The organism is Candidatus Enterococcus testudinis, assembly GCF_002140915.1.
GTDB classification, from domain to species: domain Bacteria; phylum Bacillota; class Bacilli; order Lactobacillales; family Enterococcaceae; genus Enterococcus_D; species Enterococcus_D testudinis.
The window spans coordinates 95,428-114,516 of sequence record NZ_NGKU01000001.1 but is presented as its reverse complement, the minus strand read 5'-3'; the positions used below and the strand labels follow the sequence as shown (position 1 = coordinate 114,516).

At 42.1% G+C, this 19,089-nt stretch carries 15 protein-coding genes; 2 read left to right on the top strand and 13 right to left on the bottom strand.

Going from position 1 to position 19,089, the window contains the following annotated elements:
- Positions 1-10 precede the first annotated feature (10 nt).
- The 5 genes from cydC to A5886_RS00495 form a co-directional block, all read right to left on the bottom strand.
- Positions 11-1,762, bottom strand: a complete 1,752-nt coding sequence (gene cydC / locus A5886_RS00515) for a thiol reductant ABC exporter subunit CydC (RefSeq protein ID WP_086273162.1) — start codon at positions 1,760-1,762, stop codon at positions 11-13.
- Entirely contained in the window at positions 1,755-3,476 is a 1,722-nt protein-coding gene (gene cydD / locus A5886_RS00510; protein ID WP_086273161.1) for a thiol reductant ABC exporter subunit CydD, read from the bottom strand. Before cydD ends, cydC begins: the two co-directional genes overlap by 8 nt.
- A complete protein-coding gene (cydB, locus tag A5886_RS00505) occupies positions 3,473-4,492 on the bottom strand; it encodes a cytochrome d ubiquinol oxidase subunit II (RefSeq protein ID WP_086273160.1) in 1,020 nt (339 codons plus the stop codon). Before cydB ends, cydD begins: the two co-directional genes overlap by 4 nt.
- Positions 4,489-5,907, bottom strand: coding sequence for a cytochrome ubiquinol oxidase subunit I (locus A5886_RS00500; protein WP_086273159.1), 1,419 nt, complete (start codon positions 5,905-5,907; stop codon positions 4,489-4,491). Before A5886_RS00500 ends, cydB begins: the two co-directional genes overlap by 4 nt.
- Before the next feature lie 283 nt (positions 5,908-6,190).
- Positions 6,191-7,129, bottom strand: coding sequence for an Rgg/GadR/MutR family transcriptional regulator (locus A5886_RS00495; RefSeq protein ID WP_086273158.1), 939 nt, complete (start codon positions 7,127-7,129; stop codon positions 6,191-6,193).
- Positions 7,130-7,225: 96 nt separating this feature from the next.
- On the opposite strand from A5886_RS00495, the gene A5886_RS00490 reads away from it, so the two are divergent.
- Both A5886_RS00490 and A5886_RS00485 read left to right on the top strand, forming a co-directional pair.
- Positions 7,226-8,167, top strand: a complete 942-nt coding sequence (locus A5886_RS00490) for an ABC transporter ATP-binding protein (RefSeq protein ID WP_086273157.1) — start codon at positions 7,226-7,228, stop codon at positions 8,165-8,167.
- Positions 8,164-8,922, top strand: a complete 759-nt coding sequence (locus tag A5886_RS00485; protein ID WP_086273156.1) for an ABC transporter permease — start codon at positions 8,164-8,166, stop codon at positions 8,920-8,922. The genes A5886_RS00490 and A5886_RS00485 overlap by 4 nt, the downstream gene beginning before the upstream one ends.
- A gap of 286 nt (positions 8,923-9,208) precedes the next feature.
- On the opposite strand, the gene A5886_RS00480 is transcribed toward A5886_RS00485, so the two are convergent.
- The 8 genes from A5886_RS00480 to A5886_RS00445 all read right to left on the bottom strand — a co-directional run bounded on the left by A5886_RS00480 (position 9,209) and on the right by A5886_RS00445 (position 19,077).
- On the bottom strand, positions 9,209-10,651 hold the full coding sequence (locus tag A5886_RS00480) for a glycoside hydrolase family 1 protein (protein ID WP_086273155.1): 1,443 nt from the start codon (positions 10,649-10,651) through the stop codon (positions 9,209-9,211).
- Between the two features lie 291 nt (positions 10,652-10,942).
- Entirely contained in the window at positions 10,943-12,262 is a 1,320-nt protein-coding gene (locus A5886_RS00475) for a PTS sugar transporter subunit IIC (protein WP_086273154.1), read from the bottom strand.
- Between the two features lie 5 nt (positions 12,263-12,267).
- Positions 12,268-13,545, bottom strand: a complete 1,278-nt coding sequence (locus A5886_RS00470; RefSeq protein ID WP_086273153.1) for a glycoside hydrolase family 140 protein — start codon at positions 13,543-13,545, stop codon at positions 12,268-12,270.
- Between the two features lie 30 nt (positions 13,546-13,575).
- Entirely contained in the window at positions 13,576-14,442 is an 867-nt protein-coding gene (locus A5886_RS00465; protein WP_086273152.1) for an alpha/beta hydrolase, read from the bottom strand.
- A gap of 11 nt (positions 14,443-14,453) precedes the next feature.
- Positions 14,454-15,902: an FGGY-family carbohydrate kinase gene (locus tag A5886_RS00460; RefSeq protein ID WP_086273151.1), complete on the bottom strand. Its 1,449-nt coding sequence runs from the start codon at positions 15,900-15,902 to the stop codon at positions 14,454-14,456.
- Position 15,903: 1 nt separating this feature from the next.
- The gene (locus A5886_RS00455; protein WP_086273150.1) at positions 15,904-16,845 is read right to left on the bottom strand and encodes a transketolase family protein; all 942 of its coding nucleotides are present in this window, start codon (positions 16,843-16,845) and stop codon (positions 15,904-15,906) included.
- Entirely contained in the window at positions 16,832-17,668 is an 837-nt protein-coding gene (locus A5886_RS00450; RefSeq protein WP_086273149.1) for a transketolase, read from the bottom strand. Before A5886_RS00450 ends, A5886_RS00455 begins: the two co-directional genes overlap by 14 nt.
- Positions 17,669-17,670: 2 nt before the next feature.
- The gene (locus tag A5886_RS00445; protein WP_086273148.1) at positions 17,671-19,077 is read right to left on the bottom strand and encodes an L-fucose/L-arabinose isomerase family protein; all 1,407 of its coding nucleotides are present in this window, start codon (positions 19,075-19,077) and stop codon (positions 17,671-17,673) included.
- Positions 19,078-19,089 lie beyond the last annotated feature (12 nt).

Sequence of the window (19,089 nt, the reverse complement as noted above, 5' to 3'; positions counted from 1 at the left end):
GCTATTTTTTTTAGATCCGACCTTGATCAATCGCTAGTAATTGTTGGAAATGGGCATTTTCAGCGGCAAGTTTCGCGGGTGATCCGCTCATGGTCAGCTGGCCATCTTCAATGAAAATGACCCGATCCATCATCGAAATCCCTTGTAAATGATGCGTGATCCAAATAATTGTTTTGTGATCCAAAACTTGAAAGAAGGTTTCTAATACCCCTTGTTCGGTAATAGGATCCAAGCCAACTGTTGGTTCATCCAATAAAATAATTGGTGTATCTTTTAATAAGATACGCGCCAGAGCCAATCGATGCCGTTCGCCACCAGAAAAACGCAACCCCGCTTCATCGACCATTGTTGCCAATCCATCCGGCAAAGAAGATACCATGTCCTTCAATCCTACTTGATCTAACACTTGCCACACATCTTCTTCAGAAGCAGCCTCATTCCCGATCCGCAAATTATTCAAAATCGTAGTATGGAATAAGTATGGGCTTTGATTGATGACGCCGATTACCTCACTGATACCATCACCAAAATCAGCAACAGGCTGCCCATTGATCAAAATGCTGCCTTCTGTCGGTATCAAATCCCCCCGCAGCAATGAGGCAAAGGTACTTTTCCCCGAGCCACTGCGACCCAGAATCGCTAATTTTTGATGGCCAGCAATCGTCAAGTCTAGCCCATGAAGCACTTCTTTTCCCTCAGGATAATGGAAATGCACATCTTTGACGGTCAATTCCACTGGGCCTTCTGGCTTCACAGCATTTGCTGCAAGAATCGCAGCTTGTTCTTCGGGCAGTGCATTGAAACGATCGATGGAATCTTTATAGACATTGGTTTCCTGCGCCGCACTCGGCAGGGGTGCAAAGGCATCGATCAATGGAAAGACACACAACACAAAGGCCGCAATCCAGTTGGCCAATCCGCCATACACACCTGGGAAACGGCTGCTTGCCCAAACAAGCAATGCCACAGCAATCACGCCAAAGGTGCCTTGTAAAAGAAAGTCGCGACGGCGGTCAAACTGTTTGATTTTCTCGTCTATTGTACGCAAGTCAGCTTCTAATGCTTTATGCCCCGCCACATATTCTGTCCCTCGTTGGGAAAAGACCCAGTCGGAGACACCCAAGACATTGTCTGTCAGTGTGGTATATAAATGGTTTTTCATTTGTTTCTGCTTTTCTTGTCGTGCCCCATTGACCACAACAGACCACAATGGCAGCACAACGACCACGATACCTAGTAATAGCAGCATCACTATCGCAAACCACCAAGAAAAATACCCCAATCCGATGATCAAAAAGACATAAAGGATCCATGCAATCACCGTCGGAAAAATCGTCCGCAAGTATAGATTTTGGATATGGTTGATGTCCTCAGCCAATAATCCTAAAATGTCTCCGGTACGATGCGCTTGTTTAAAGAATATCGCATCCTTTTCCACAACATTGTAGAGCTTTAAGCGCAAATTTGAAGTCATACGCAAGACCCAGCTGTGACTCGTCAATCGTTCTAAATAGCGGAAGACCGGACGCCCAATCCCAAAAGCCCGTGTCAATACGATAGGGATATAGACCAACAAGATATTTTCAGGAATAGAAGCGGAACGACTGATCAAAAAACCAGAATTGAACATTAAGGCGCCACCACAGAAAAAGGTCAGAAAGCCTAGGAACAACGCCAAAGCCAATACATTTTTGTATTTCGTTAAAAACGGTTTGACCCATGCATCGGTTTTTAATGACTGGAATAAACCAATTTTATTCAATTTGTTCCCTCCTCATCCCACGAACCAAGTCAGTAAACGCGCCTTGTTTCGCTTGTAATTCTGCCAATGTACCACGTTCCACGATTTGTCCTTGATCCATGACAATAATCTCATCCATCTCTTCCATCCAATGCAAGCGGTGCGTAGCAAAGAAGACCAAGTGATTCTCCATCAGCGGCAACATCCGCGCTTTCAACGCCACTTCTGTTTCAATATCTAAATGCGCTGTAGGTTCATCAAAGAGCAAAATTTTCCGCTCTTGATCCAAAAAGGCCCGAGCCAATGCAATCCGCTGCGCTTGACCGCCACTCAAATGCCGCTCTCCTTCACCAAGCATCGTAGCCAACCCTTGCGGTAATTCATCCACCAAGGCCGTCAATCCTGCCACTTCAATAGCGGCTAAAACCTGTTCTTTCGTTGCAGTCGGCTGATAGAAGGCCACATTTTCTTGCAGCGTCATCCGATAAATATACGGATTTTGCGGAATATAAATCAATTGTTCTTGCCACTGCGCTTGGCGCAATGCTGTTATCTCTGTCCCATCAATCGCGATCTCACCAGACTTCGGTACAAAAAAGCCGCTCAATAGATTGATCAACGTCGATTTCCCTGAACCACTCAGTCCGATGATGCCGATTTTTTTAAAACCAGTCACGGACAAATCGATGTCCGCGAGGGCTGTTTTCTCTTCATAATCAAAAGAAACCCCAGATAAAGTCAAATTGGTTTGCTCTTGCCAACGAGGAACAGAAGCTGCTTCAATAGCTGCTTCTGGTTGGTTCAAAATCTCAGTGACTGCTGTCATCGCATTTTTACCATCTAACGTTGCATGGTAGTCACTTGAAAAGTCACGGATCGGCAAGAAATACTCAGGTGCCAGAATCAAAATCGTCAACGAAGGAAACAAGAAAATCCCTTCATTGATCAACCGAAGTCCCAGCAAAACAGCAACGACTGCAATCGATAATGTGGTAAAGAAATCCAACGCAAAGGTTGATAAAATCCCAACTTTCAACGAAGCCATCGTCGCTTTTCGGAACCGTTCACTAGAAGCAAAAATGCTCTTCCCATATTTCTGGCTGACCCCAAACAACTTCAATGTATCGATGCCTCTCAAGGTATCAATGAAGTGATTGGACAACAGCTGAAACGTGCGATACTGTTTTTCGGCTTTGCTTTGGGCTGCATAACCCAGAATGATCATAAAAATAATGATCAATGGAAAGACTAAGAGCAAAACCACGCCGGATGCCCAATCAAGATAGAATACCAACGCCAAAATCACCCATGGAATGATTGACATATTCATGATTTTTGCCAGAATCAATTGCAGATAATTCTCTACTTGGTTGATTCCTTCCAAAAGCATGGTGGTGATATTTCCTGTTCCTTGCTGTTGCGCAATTTGTGGTCCTACACGAAAGAGCTTCTCAAGGAGTTGATCTCGCAAAGCCGCCGCTTGTTGGTAACTATAGGTATCCAATTTTTGTGCCCGCACATAGATCACACCTTGTCGTGCAATAAACGAACAAAAGAACAGTAGAATCCAGCCCCACTGTTCCTTTAAAGGATGTCCTTCCCATAAGCCAGTAATGGCACTTGCCAATCCATAGGCCTGTCCGATAATAAAGAGAGCTTGCAGGAAAGATAATCCTGCGAGCAATCCCAATAATTGTTTCATTCCAGGGAGTTTCATGATCTGTTTGTCAATCATTTATATCCCTCCAACGCCCCCGTATGCTTGATCCGTTTCCGGAAAACATAATAACTCCAAGCGGTATACGCCAAGACAAAAGGCAAAATCGTTAATGATAAATAACTCATGATCTTCAAGGTATATCGACTGGATGATGCATCAGCAATCAGCAAATCATAACTTGAATCCAATGAACTGATCAGCACCCTTGGGAACAGTCCCGTGAAAATCAAGACCACCAATGCAATCAATGTGAAGCCGCTGGCTAAAAAGGCGGTCATTTCCATGCCTTTAAAAACACCGACATTCGCTAAGACCGTCAATAAGACGATAACGATCAACAAACCCAATGTCGTCGCAAAGTGAAGGTCAAAGAAATCTGTTTGGTAATATAACATAACCGCAAATACCACCAAGCCGACATACAAAATACCATAAAAAATGCTTGCATAATTACGCGCCCGTGCGCGAATTGGTCCTTCTGTTTTCAAGGCAATGTAGTTCAAGCCATGCAAATAGCACAGTAACGTCATCGCAATACCGCCAACGACAGAAAACGGATTGACATAATCAGTAAAGGTCGCCATCATATTGCCGTCCGCATCTAATGGCATTCCTTGGATCAACGCAACAAACATCAATCCGAAGAAAAACGGCACCATCGTACTGCCAATCGTCAACGTCCAATTCCAGATATTCTTCCGCTCTTTCGGGAAGTTGGCCCGAAACTCGAAAGACACACCACGAATGATCAGACCCACTAGAATCAACAATAAAATCAAGTAGAAACCACTAAACAAAGAGGCATACCAATACGGAAACGAGGCGAACATCGCCCCACCAGCTGTCAGTAACCACACTTCATTGCCATCCCAGACTGGCCCAATCGTTTGAACGATTTGATCTTTCTCGTCTTCATTGTGCGCCAACGTTTGTACAGACATCCCGACACCAAAGTCAAATCCCTCTAAGAAAAAGAAACCTGAGAATAAAATCCCAATCAACGTAAACCACAATAATTGTAAACCGGTCATTCTTGGAACGCCTCCTTGTCAAATGGATCTTCATAATCATTCTGGCTGATTTCGCCAAAGGCGTCTTTTTCAGGACCATGGTTCATCTCACGTCTGACTAAGTAGATCATAGCTGCACCCATCACACTAAACAGTAAGAAGTATACGGTGTTTGAGATCATCAATGACGTAGCAGAAACATTTGGTGACACACTATCCTCAATCGTGAACAAGCCATATACAGTCCAAGGATAACGACCCAATTCAGTAATCAACCAACCAGCCGTATTGGCCATAAATGGTGTGAATAAGGTAAGACCTGTCACCCAAAGCATCCAACGTTTGTCAAAGAGCCACGGTTTTTTCTTGCGGGTGAAGAAAAGACCCAAGCCAGAAACCAGCAGCATCAACGCACCGAATCCAGCCATCACACGGAAACTCCAGAATAAGGTATTGACCGGTGGGTAATAATTACGTTCCCCGTACCGGGTAATCAAATCTTGATTAACGGTATCCATCCCATCGATGGATCCAAATGGTTCATTAAAAGCCAAGATACTCAACATATATGGAATCGACACGCCAAATACTTGATAGTGTTCCGCTTCATTTGCCCAAGCAACCACGGTCCATGCAGCTGGACTGCCAGTATCTTCATAGGCACCTTCCATCGCCGCAAATTTCATTGGTTGTTCTTCTACTAAATATTTCATTTGTTCATCCCCTGCAAGCAACACAGTGAATGAGCCGAATAAGGCAACGGCAAAACCGATACGCATAGATTTCTTGAAGAAATCACGATCGATATCCTCCTCTTTTTTCAATAAACGAAACGCGGATAATCCAGCCACAATGATTCCGCCCATAGCGATCGCCGCAGTGATTACGTGGAGAAATTCATACCAAACTTGCGGATTGGCCAATAACGCACCGAAATCGGTCATTTCTGCCCGACCATTGTTCAGCGTGTAGCCAACTGGATGCTGCATAAAGCTATTGGCCGCTAAAATCCAAAATGCAGAAAGCATCGATCCTAAGGTAACCAGCCAAAAGAAAGTCGCATGCAGCTTCGGACTGACACGATCCCACGTAAAGATCCATAATCCCAAGAAAGTTGACTCCAAAAAGAACGCCAACAATGCTTCCAATGCCAGGGGGGCCCCGAAAATATCCCCAACAAATCGTGAATAATCTGACCAATTCATTCCAAATTGGAACTCTTGGATGATCCCGGTCACTACACCGACAGCAAAACTCAAGAGAAAAATATTGCCCCAAAACTTCGTCATGCGTTTATATTTTTCATCTTTTTTGATTACATATAATGTTTCCATAATTGCCACAACGACGCCCGTTCCAATTGAGAACGGCACAAAAAAGTAGTGAAAAATCGTCGTCATTGCGAACTGGATCCGTGCTAATGTCACAATATCCATTTTACATCCTCCTATTTCTAACCAAACAAATAATAATAATTCCAATGAAAGAAAAATTCCAATTACGAATATACTCCTCCCATGCTAAAAAAAGAAGCAACTTGCTTGCTATTATTGATTTTTAATCACTTCCTTTCTGATTCTTAAACATAAGGCGGTTTCATAGGCATGTCAATCGTTTTCTCACAAAAAAACCTACTATTTATGTTTCTATTTTAGCATCAATAATTGGTAAATACCAATTATTGACACTTTGTCACTTCTACCCTATTTAACACTCTTTTTACTCAGAAAGCAACGGGTCATTTAATAAAATTCCAGGGAAATTATCATTCAGTACCAATTGCTTCAATTCTTGGTATTCTGCCAACTTGCCTGTCAGGCCCAACATTTCCAAAAAGTTCAATGTTTGATCCATACAAGCTTCTGCGCGGTCCTCTTTCTTTAACCAAGCCACCCATCCTTCATAAAAGGGCAAAAAGACTGCCTCTTGAATATGTTCCTCCCTTGACACTCGCTTACGCCAAAGACGCAATGTTTTTTCCGCGTAGTCGGTTTTTTTGAAGAAGCAAAAAACTGAAAATACCGTCGCGAATGTTTCATATAGAATGTCTTGATTGCCTGATAGTTTGGAAAATTGATCACTCTTTTTCATTGCCAATTGTAAGCACCGCCACAGTAAGGGTGCTTCCATAGAAACTGATACTCTTGCAAATAATCGTAATTCATACACACCCCACGTATCGGTATTGAGTAGATATTGTCTGGCGCCAAATAAACAATCACTATACTTTTCATATGCTGCCAACGTCGGCAATCCACTTAAGATATCTTGCTTCATCAAAAAGTCAAAACGGAACAACTGCAATAAATGATCCAGTTCTAAAGAGTAGTGTTGTTGATGATATAGTAGTAATTTTTGATACTTTGCTTCTAATGCTTCTAATTCCTCTAAACGACTAACTGGTCCCATTGCAACGACATACGAGCGGATTTCTGCCTGTTTTATCGAATGTGTTTGTCCCGTTTGCAACAATTGAAATTCATCAAATCTAACTTCTAATTTGTCTAATAACAAATGAAACCGCTCGCAAGATATCGTGGTTTTCTCATTCTCAAATTGCGACAGCAAGGACAAAGACAACTGTTCATCCACTAGTTCCTTCAATAATAATCCTTTACTCTTACGGATTGCTTTGATCGTTGCACCATAACTTTTCATCTGATCCACCTTCTTTTTCAATATATTGAAATTTGAACATCCTCTATCCAATTCAGCGGTATGCTCTAATTATCTTATAGAAACGAGGAAGACGCTATGGTTATCAACAAAAAGCAAGAAATGCTTCACGTGAAACATCTAAAAAAAGCATATAAAGACAAAGAAGTCTTACTAGATGTCAATGTAACGATCCACGCCGGGAAAATTTTTGTTCTCTTGGGTGCAAATGGGGCCGGCAAAACGACCTTAGTCAACATACTGACCACGATTACACCTTTCGACAACGGCACTGTTTGGATCAATGGTTGCGACCCAAAAAAGGATACTGCAGCGATCCGAGAACAAATCAGTTTGACCGGGCAGTTCTCGGCCGTGGACGCAGAATTAACAGGCAGAGAAAATTTACAAATGATCGCAGACCTGCGTCATATCGACCATAAAAAAGCCACGATTGATGACCTCTTGCGCCGGTTTGATCTGGAAGAAGCCAGTTCACGACTAGTGAAACAATACTCTGGCGGCATGCGTCGTCGACTAGATATCGCCATGAGCTTTATTGGCAGCCCCACCCTCTTATTCCTAGATGAGCCCACCACCGGATTGGACCCGCAAAATCGGTTGGCTACGTGGGAAATGATCAAAGAATTGGCCAATCAAGGACGCACGATTTTTTTGACCACCCAATATCTTGAAGAAGCCGAATTTCTAGCAGACAAAATCGCGATTTTACACGAAGGCAGAATTATCGTAGAAGGGACACCGCAACAAATCAAAGCATTGTCGCCAACCAATCAGATGACCGTCACTCTCTTGGATAAACAATCCCTTGATGTGGTGACCAATTATCTGAAGGATCATGCTGTGTCCATTGATGAAGCCAATCTTGCAATCAGCTTTCCCATCAATGCCAGCTTCAAAGAAGCATTTATGCTCCTGCAGCAAATCGATCAATTGCCCGTCACCATCACAAGTTTTAATCAAACGAGTGCAACTTTAGAAGATATCTTCTTATCCCTTGTAAAAGGAGGAACCTCATGAAAACACTTAGCGAAACCAACACATTGTTCAAACGCAACCTACTCCTGTCTATTCGTAATATGGAGGCGTTATTCAGCGGCATTTTGACCCCGGCTATTTTGATGATTCTGTTCGTTTATGTCTTTGGTGGTGCTATGGATGTCGGCAATACCGATTATGTGGACTTTGTCGTACCTGGGGTCTTGGTCCAATGCATCGCGCAAAGCGCATCCGCTGTGGGTGTCATGGTCAATCAAGATTTACAGACCGGAATGGTCACCCGTTTGATTACCTTGAATATCGCCAAATCAGCCTACTTGAATGGGCATGTTTTGGCTGCTGCCTTACGCAGTTTCTTGAGTACATTGGTGGTTTTACTCGTTGCATTAGTGATCGGCTTTCGACCGCAAGCCAGCGTGATTGAATGGTGTATCGCCCTCTTGTTGATTTTTTGCTTCACAATTGCGTTTACTTGGCTGTCTGTATTATTCGGTATGATTGCCAAAAGTCCTGAAACAGCCGCTATGTTCACAGTTCTGACGACGTTGTTGCCCTATCTAAGTTCGGGTTTTGTCCCTACTGACAGCATGCCCAACGCATTGGCTCTTTTTGCTGAATATCAACCAATGTCGCCAATCATCCACTCTATCCGTGCATTGATGCTGCAACAACCGCCCGCCCCATTACTGCAAGCTTTCTTATGGTGCGCCGTTATCACATTGGCCAGCTGGTTCATGGCAACTGCTGCCTATCAACGTAGGGTGCGTAGAGGATAAGTGTGGGGTAAGTTATATGCGCATAACTGCATTTGAACTGCATTCAAACTTTCATTTTTATCTCAATATTTTTTTGTCTATAGAACGACCAGTGGAAAAAACGACATTTCTAACCCTATTGAATGAAATATCGAAAGTTTTTCCATGCAAGCATTCATTTCTACAGTAAAAACAGGACCCAGTTAAACAAATTGTTTAACTGGGTCCTGTTTCATTTTTGAATAGATTATATCCAGATCAATCTTATCTACCCAAGAACAAATAGTGCCATCTTTTGCATCTATAATTAATCCAGCTTCTCACCGTTTGTTGCAATCACTTCTTTGTACCAATCAAATGATTTTTTCTTAGAACGATCCATCGTTCCGTTGCCTTCATCATCAAAATCGACATAGATAAAACCATAGCGCTTACTCATTTCTCCTGTTGATGCACTCACGAGATCAATACAACCCCATGGTGTATAGCCAATCAAGTCAACACCGTCTTCGATTGCTTCCCCCATTGCTTCAATGTGGCGACGTAAATAGTCAATCCGATAGTCATCTTCGATCACACCATCTTCATTGAAGGTATCGATAGCCCCCAAGCCATTTTCTACAATAAATAAAGGTTTTTGATAACGATCGTATAATTCATTTAGTGCAATCCGTAATCCCTCAGGATCGATTTGCCAGCCCCATTCACTCGCTTCTAAGAATGGATTGCGGACACCACCTAGCAAGTTGCCTTGTACTTCATCCACTTCTTCAGTCGTCACATCAACAGCCGAAGACATATAATAGCTGAATCCAACGTAATCGACCGTATATTGTGCGATCAATGCCAAATCCTCTTCGGTAATATCCAGATTTTTGCGATCCACACCATACTCTTTATACAGGCGATCCGTAAATGCTGGATATTTACCACGGACTTGAACATCCGCACAATAATAATTAAATGCTTGGTTATGGATCAACGTCGCCGTTTGATTGATTGGATTGGCATCAATACTATACGTCGTTGCATAAATGATCATACAGCCAATTTGGATATCAGGATTTAATTCATGCCCGATCTTCACTGCTTTGCTACTTGCCACAAATTGATTATGCCAAGCTTGAACCACATTCGTAAAATTATCCGCACCTGTACTGTTGACCATTCCTTGGCTCAATGCGGAAAAATGGAACGCTGAATTGATTTCATTAAACGTCATCCAGTATTTTACTTTACTGTGGAATCGTTCTAACACGACCTTCGCAAAACGCTCATAGAATGCAATCAACGCACGATTTTTCCATCCGCCGTATGCTTTTGCCAAATGCAATGGCATTTCATAGTGAGAAATCGTGATCACAGGCTCAATATCATATTTCAGACATTCATCGATCAATGCATCGTAAAAAGCTAGTCCTGCTTCATTAGGTGTTGTTTCATCTCCTTGCGGAAAAATCCGTGTCCAAGCAATAGAGAAACGATAACTTTTGAAGCCCATTTCTGCAAATAGCGCAATATCTTCTTTAAAACGATCATAATGATCGATTCCACGATGATTGGGATAAGTATACGCAGCTTCATCGATCGTCCAGTCAAAGGTATCACTACCTAAGATGGCTAAACGCTGCTTGCCTCCTGGCATTGCGTCTGCAACAGATAGCCCTTTGCCATCTCGATCAAACGCACCTTCTAATTGATTGGCAGCCGTCGCGCCGCCCCATAAGAAATTCTCTGGAAATTTTGTCATCTTCGATACTCCTTCACTTATCTTATTTTGTTCCGACAATGCTTCAATATCTATGCAGCACTATCATTTCAACCGCAGAAACACCCAGAAAAAAATAAAAAACCTAAATAAGAGCCGCTACCAAGAGCGTTATCTTATTTAGGTTTTGCCTGATCGAGTCAGTAACAATCCAACGTGGGTTTTCTTGGGTTAACTATACCATGATGTGGGTGGATTGTCATCTTAAAATCGCTTACTTTCCTTAGAATTCTGACGCTTTTTGTTTAGACTTTAACTGAAATTATGCCAGAATCAAATAGTCTCTGCTGATGCTTTGATTGTTTCAGCTCGATCAGATTGTGCTTCTGCTTCAGCGGCTGCTTCTGATTTCAATTTTTCTTTGTCTAAGATTTTAACAAACGGTATATATAATACACAACCTGCTAAGACACATACTACTTGCAAGACAGCGATTTGCCAGCCGCCCGCCAAAAATCCATTCAAGAAGATTGGTGTGCCAAATGGTACTTGTACACCGCTCAAGCGAGGTGCGATTCCACTCCAAATAGCGAGATAAGCAATAAACGCTTGAACCAATGGTGTTAAAATAAATGGAATGGCCATAATTGGGTTCAAAATCAAAGGCAGACCAAAGATCATTGGCTCATTGATTGTGAATAGACCTGGTACAGCGCTTAGATTTGCCACAGTTCTGGATTGTTTAGATTTGGCAATCAACAGAATAACAATTACCAATGATAAAGTTCCGCCCGCACCGCCAATTCCAGCGAATAAATCATAGAAAGATTTGCTCAAGATATTTGGCAACTCCGAACGTGCCACTCCAGACGCCAACGCGTCCATGTTTTCAACGTCCATTGGCAAGTATAATGCTGTGATAAAACTACCTACAACTAATGAGCCATGAATCCCGAAGAACCAAAGAACCATTTGAATCAAGATAATGAACAATAGGGAACCAACACTTGAAGATAAACTTTGCAACGGTAAAGCTAAAATTTGATAAATAAAATCAGAAAATGAGCCATAAGCCGTAAAACTAAATGCCCAGCTAACAATAATTGCGATAAATCCTGTGATAATAGCTGGAATCAAACCAGCAAACGTATCCGTTACAAATTGCGGAACACCGGCAGGCATTTTGATTGCAATATTCTTTTCTAGAATCAAGCAATAAATTCTTGCAAATACCAACCCGCAAATCATGGCCGTAAATAATCCTTGTGCACCCAACTTACTCATGTCTAAAGTTGTGGTTTCTTCTAAAGTCACTAAAGGTGTCATCATCAAAAAGGCAAACAACGAAACAATTCCTGCTGGCACAGCGGATTGTTTAAACTCTGTTGCCAATCGGTGCCCTACTAAAAAGGCAGCATAGACTGAAATGACACCAACAGTCATACTATAACCTACTGAAAAATAGCCACCAATATTGATAGATGTAATAAAGTTGGTCCATCCCTGTATAGGCAATACTGCCAGCAGCAAAGCAATTGAACCAATGATATTGATTGGCAATGTTGCCATCAATCCGTTTGAGATTGCTTTTAAATAGCGATTATTAGAGATTTTATCTGCAAAAACTAAGACATTATCCATATATTTTTCCATTTTTTTCACTCCTTATTTTCTATGATCAACAGGACATCTTCTTGGCATGTATGTGGTTTAAATACAGTGGTTGTTTCTGTAACACTATAATTTGGTTTAAAGAATCTTCTTTCTTTTAAATCAATGAGTGTCACGTTGCTTATTGGTATATTACGCAAACGAATGGTGGTATTACTAGGTAGATAAAGCAATGTATACACTTGATCTACTGTTTGTGCCATACGAATGTGGTCATTTGCATCAACCAAATGTTGCTGACATGGGATCAATTGTTCAATTGCTAATAATTCAAATAACTGCTTGATAAAACCATAATCATTGGCCCCAGGAAATTGTAATGCTTCTGACCATATCATCGGGCTGTCGAATGCTTCTCCAATATCTTCAGCAAAAGCCGCTTCTTGTGTTTGCCAACTCCAAATGCCATGAGCGCCATAAGTAATCCCGGCTGATCCGCCTGATAAGATCGATTGCCACGCCGCTTTTCGAACATCCTTTTGCCCAAAACGGCCATATACTTGTCTAGCAAAACCCATTTGCTCATAACAAGGCTCTGAATTGATGATCGGTAGTTGTGGCTCCAACTGATAAAAATGTTCTGCTAATGTATAAGGCATATCTAAGAATGAACTATTGTGCCCTGATTGATATAAGAATACATCTAAATGCGGTAAGATCAATGTTGGAATCTCCTTGAATCTTCCTTTGATATGAATCGTTTTTAATGTCTCTGGTGAGTTTTTTTCAAAATAATCAAACGCTTCCAAATAAGTATCGATTGTTTCTTGGGTTGGGAAATCTGTATCCCCTCCAATAAAATATAATGGCTGAAATACATCAAATGTATCAATAACTTGTTGATAATAAATTTGTCGTTTCGCTTGCGGAATGACATTGATACTGCCATCAAGCTCACTTGCCCATGTGCCCGCAACATAATTAGACCATAATACAACAAGTGCCAATGTGAATCCTTTTTCATCTGCTATGCGGCAAAGCCGTTGTGCTCTTTCAAAATAGTCATTATTTGTCTGACCAAAATCAAATTTCTTTCCTTCAACCGGGTAAGGCAATAAATCGAATGCCCCTTTACTGCGATCCCATTGTGGAAGAATATTAATTTGAATGGTATTAAACCCCTGCTCTTTACGCTTATCCAAATACGTGATCCACTCGTTTTCTTGGATACTCGTAAATGTACTCCAACAGGTATCTGCAAGATAGAAGAAATGGCGGCCATCTCTTAATAAGGTGCGCTTATTTTGACTAACGGTTAATTTCAATTGATAGTTCCCCTTTCTTATGATTACGCCTTACTCAGGCGAATCAATATACGTACGAAGCCAGCCTTCACATAATGTAAACCATTGTGCTACGTGTGGATCCAAGTGGCTTGCCTTTCTGGCAGTCGTACGATCCCCTAGTGCCAATCCATGCTCTCCTTTTTCAAAGATATGCATTTCAAAAGGGCGTTTTTTTTCTCTTAATTTAACCCCAAGTTTCAAGGAATGGTCAACATCGACCAATACATCTTCTGTGGTGTGCCAAATGAACATCGGGGGCGTCCATTCATCTACATAGTGCAAAACATTCATTTGCTGAATCATTGTATCTGTAGGCTCTTTAGCCCCGAAGAACCGTTCATTTGCTGTCAACGGATGCGCAATCACCGATGCGGCAAATCCTAACTCGTCGGGTGCAAAAGCTTTTTCTTGATAGACAAGTGGGTACCCTGCAATCGCTAAATCAACTTTAATGTCTTCACTCTTTATGCCTAACTTTGAAGCAAGTAAAGGATCATGCCATCTAGTCGCCAGTTGCAAGGCCAAATGACCTCCTGCAGAAAACCCGCAAACAATGATCTTCGTTTCATCAACAAGCCATTCATTCGCGTGTGCGCGAATGTATTGAACAGTTTGTGCTGCCTCTACTAATGCATGCTGCGGCACATTCTTTACCTGGTCCCCAGTTGTATACCAGAGAACAACACTATTTAGCCCTATACTGTTGAATTTTAGCGCAATAGCTTCTGCTTCACGATCGCTTGTGAACGCATAACCTCCTCCTGGGCAAACAATGACTATCGGTCTTTTCTTTCCCACGTTGAACTCTTTCGATTGATGTAGCAGATACGTATCGACATATGCCGTATCATTGATCCGAAATCCTGTTGTATCCATGATCCCCCTCCTTACTCACCTTCCAAAGCTATCGACAAATCAATTAACCGTTTCCATTTTTCATATTTCAAACGAATCGTCGCCTGATCGGCTTTCGGTTGGATCCGTTTTTGTTGCCAATGATGCGCTTGTTGCTGTGGTTTAGCCATTGACATAGTCCCAATCGCCGAAAATTCTTCCACTTCGCTAACGACGACTTCTTTGTGCAGCAAGGTGGCCAATAACGTCATTAATCCAGTATTCTTTGACATGCCGCCGTCAATCATGACCTGATTGATCATACGTCCAGATACTTCTTCCATCACATCGATCACGGCTTTGATTTGGAAAATTGTGCTTTCTAGAACTGCCCGCAATAAATCGTTTTGAGTTGACGTTCGCTTCATTCCCAAAAAACTGGCTGTCATTTGATTGTTCCAAAATGGTGCCCCCATCCCTTGTAATGCAGGAATGAAATAAATGGCTTCATCACTGTCTTGATCCAATATTTGGTCGCAAATAGCTGTCACATCCTGCAATGGTGCAATATGTTCACTAAACCAGTTGATAGCATCGCCGCAAGAGCGGATGATTCCTTCTAATGCAAAAGCTTGGTCATGTGCTGTTTGCCAAGCCGTGGTGGTCAAGATACGTTGATCTCGCAACTGATTCTGCTGTTGCACTTGCATCATGATCGAACAACCTGTGCCCATCGTGATTTTGACATCACCGATATCGGTGCATTCTTCCCCAAATAACGCAGCTTGCGAATCAGCCATAACTCCTTTGATTGGTATGCCTCGGTAATACCCAAAACTGGCATCTGCTGGATTCAGCATAGGCAAATCAGCCAAATCAATGCCGAATAAGTCAATCAACTCCATATCCCAATCCAATGTTGAAATATTATACAACAATGTACGGCAAGCATTGCTTGCTTCTGTCGCGAACACTTTGCCTTCAGTCAAATGCCACAAGAGCCAACTATCCATGGTGCCGATCGCCAAATCACCACTCCCAGATTTTTCTTTGATTGCTGTAATCTCGTTGACTAACCATTTTATTTTGGTGCCTGAAAAATAGGGATCAATTTTCAAACCTGTTTTTTGATTGATCATTGGTTCAAGCCCCTTGGCAAGCATTGATTCACAAATCGCAGCACTGCGATTACATTGCCAAACAATCGCATTGTATAGCGGTTTCCCCGTAGTGCGGTCCCATGCTATAATCGTTTCTCTTTGATTGGTGATCGATAGTGCAGCAACCTCAGCTGGTGTAATCGCTTGTTCTGAAAAAACATCCGCTAAAAGCGCTTGCACATTATGCCAAATATCAAGGGGGTCATGTTCGACCCACCCGACTTTTGGATAAATCTGCTGATGTTTCTTGTCTTTTCGATAACGTATTTTGCCATTTTCAAATAAAAGCAATTTGGTACCAGACGTACTTTGATCTAAAACAATGTGGTAAGGTTTATCCATCTCACCCTCCAATAAACGTTTTTGCTGTTTTGGCAATCGACGCACCATCTAAGCCATAGTGGGCAAATAATTCCGGACCAGAACCTGTAATCAATGCTTCATCAGGAAAGGCCACGATTTTTTGGCGGATTCCTGTTTCTGCTGCCAACACTTCCGCAACTGCGGCGCCTAGCCCATTATACAGACTGTGTTCTTCTACTGTGACCACAATACCTGTCTTCTTAGCGACACGTAATACGGCTTCACTGTCGAAAGGTTTCAAAGAATGAACGTTCAGTACTGTTGCTTTGATTCCTTCCTCAGCAAGTATCTCAGCGGCATCCAGTGCTTGTCTGACAGTTTCTCCCGTTGCAATCAAAGTGATATCCTCGCCAGACCGCATTTCCACAGCTTTTCCAATTTCAAATGGATAATCAGCAGAAGCATAGCAGTCTTCTACAGGATTTCTCCCCAAACGGATGTAGGCGGGTACGTCTGATTGTGCCAGTGCTTTGAACATTTGGATGGTTTCAAAGCGATCAGCTGGCAGCAAAACCTGTAAATTAGGAATAGCACGGGCAACTGCGATATCTTGCAAGGAATGATGACTCATCCCTAATGCGCCATAACTAACACCACCGCTGATACCAACCAATTTAACGTTTTTGTTTGAATACGCAACGTCGACTTTGATTTGTTCAATGCTCCGCATACTTAAGAAACAAGCAGGAGATGCCACAAATGGACGCTTGCCCATATGTGCCAAACCAGCAGCAATACTGACAATATTTTGTTCCGCAATGCCTACCTCAACGATTTGTTTGGGCAATGTACGAGCAAAATCAGCCAATGAAGCTGAACCTCGAGAATCGCTGGTCAACACAGTAATCGCTTGATTTTTTGTACCTTCTTCAATGAGTATCTCACACATTGCTTGACGGTTTGCTACATTATTCTTCCCCATTACGTAAGACCTCCATCTGCGCCTCAATTTCTGATAGTGCTTGCGCCAGTTGTTCTGCCGTCGGTACTTTATGATGCCAATGGGCTTGATTCTCCGCTTCCGAGTAGCCTTTGCCTTTAATTGTTTTTGCAATCACCATTTTGGGTGTATCTTTTTTATTGGGTTGCGACAAAACCTCGACCAAAGCAATCATGTCATTGCCGTCAACCACATGTACATCCCAGCCAAACGACCGCCATTTGTCATCTAATGGTTCTACCGACATCACATCCTCCGATGCGCCAGTAATTTGCAGCCCATTACGGTCAATGATTGCCGTCAAATTATCAAGTTTGTAATTCGCAGCTGCCATTGCACCTTCCCATACAGACCCTTCAGCGAGTTCTCCATCTCCCAATAACGTATACGTGTGATAAGGACGCTGATCAAGCTTCCCAGCTAACGCAATCCCAACAGAAACTGGCAACCCATGTCCTAAAGAACCGGTATTCATTTCAACGCCCGCAACTTTATTGTTGGGGTGACCAATCAAGCGTGAATTGAGTTGAGAAAATGTCTGAAGTTCTTCTTTTGTCAAAAAACCTTTGTCTGCCAAAACAGTCCACAATACTTCAGCCGCATGTCCTTTGCTTTGAATGTATTGGTCACGATCGATCATATCAGGTTTTGTTGCATCAATGTGCATCACTTGATAATACAACGCAACGAGGATATCTGTACAAGACAAGTCAGAACCGGTATGCCCTGTTTTGGCATGATAGATCAATGACAAAACTTCTTTACGAATCTCCAATGCTTTTAATTTTAACGCAGTGATTTCCATAGTTAATCCCCTCTCAAATACGCTTTAACATCCTCTTCGATTGGATCATAGAAGTCAGGTTGAACGCCCAAATATTTACATGCTTCATATAAAATTGGTACAACATTTTTTCTAACTGCAGCCACATGATGGATATAAGGTCCTTCAACTAATTTGAACTCTAAGCGATTTAAATTATCAAATTCCAGGTACAAATACGTTCCTTGGTTATAAGGCCCATCAATCCCTTTTCCGGTACCCATTAGTAATGAATATTCCCCATTGTCCCCATCAAATCGACACAACGTATATTCATCCTTAATGGCACGAAACGCCACCGAACCAGGATAATCAAACACAAAATGGCGTTGTGGTAAAATCGGCTTCGTTTCTGCTGTTGAATAAGCAAAGACACCTAAGTGCTGCAGCAATTCACCGTTTTCATTTTCAGGATGCCGGCAATTCACATCTGCGAAAATCGCTCGATGCTCCCCTAATGAAGCCGCTTCGATCAATAACTCTGAAATTGCACCATGGACATCGGTTTCACAAACAAATGGGAGTCCTTCTTCTTGCAATAAAGACAATGAAGCATAGGGCAAAATACCAATCTCATCTTGCAACGCTGTCCAACATTGAATGACACCGGCATTACAGCCATAAGTCTGACACAAACTTTGCAAAGCAACCTTTAAGGCTGCAACCATCTCTAGGTCTTTTGCAGAAATTTGCACTTCCGTATTGGCTTCAAAATAGTTGATGACCGCTTGTACGTCTTCTGCTCGTGTCTCTTTGATCTTTTCAATTTCTTGGACCAATTCTTTGATTGGGACTGGCGATAAAGAAATATTGAATCTTTCCAACAATTCTCCTTCATTGCAAATCACTGTCCAAAAATCAAATGGTCGTGGTCCGACTTGCAAAATACGGGTTTGTTTAAAGGTTTTGACAACATTGCAGACTTTAATGAAATCTTGCAAGCCACGAGCAAATTCTGGTGAATCAATATCAGAATTTTTTACGTAGGTAAATGGTACTTTGAATCGACGTAACACTTTACCAATCGCGAATAGTCCACATTGGGTATCTCGCAAACGGGATCCATCTGCTGCTGGCGTTTCATCTTTTGGCCCCCACAATAAAACAGGGACATCCAACTTTTTGGCTAGACGGGCGCAGGCATATTCGGTGCCGAAATTTTCATTGGCAATAAACAAACCATCTATTTTTGCGGCTTTGAACTTTTCAGCGATTTGTTCAACGCCCTCATCATCATAAAGCAGACCATCCTCATTGATGTTCAAAATATCAACATAATCAATCGCTAATTCATCCATTTTTTCACGAGTTAAATTCGCATATTCAATGGCTGCTTCTGCACTAAAAAGATTTCTGCGTGTAGGGGCGAAACCAATTTTTACTTTATCCATAAAACCTCTCCT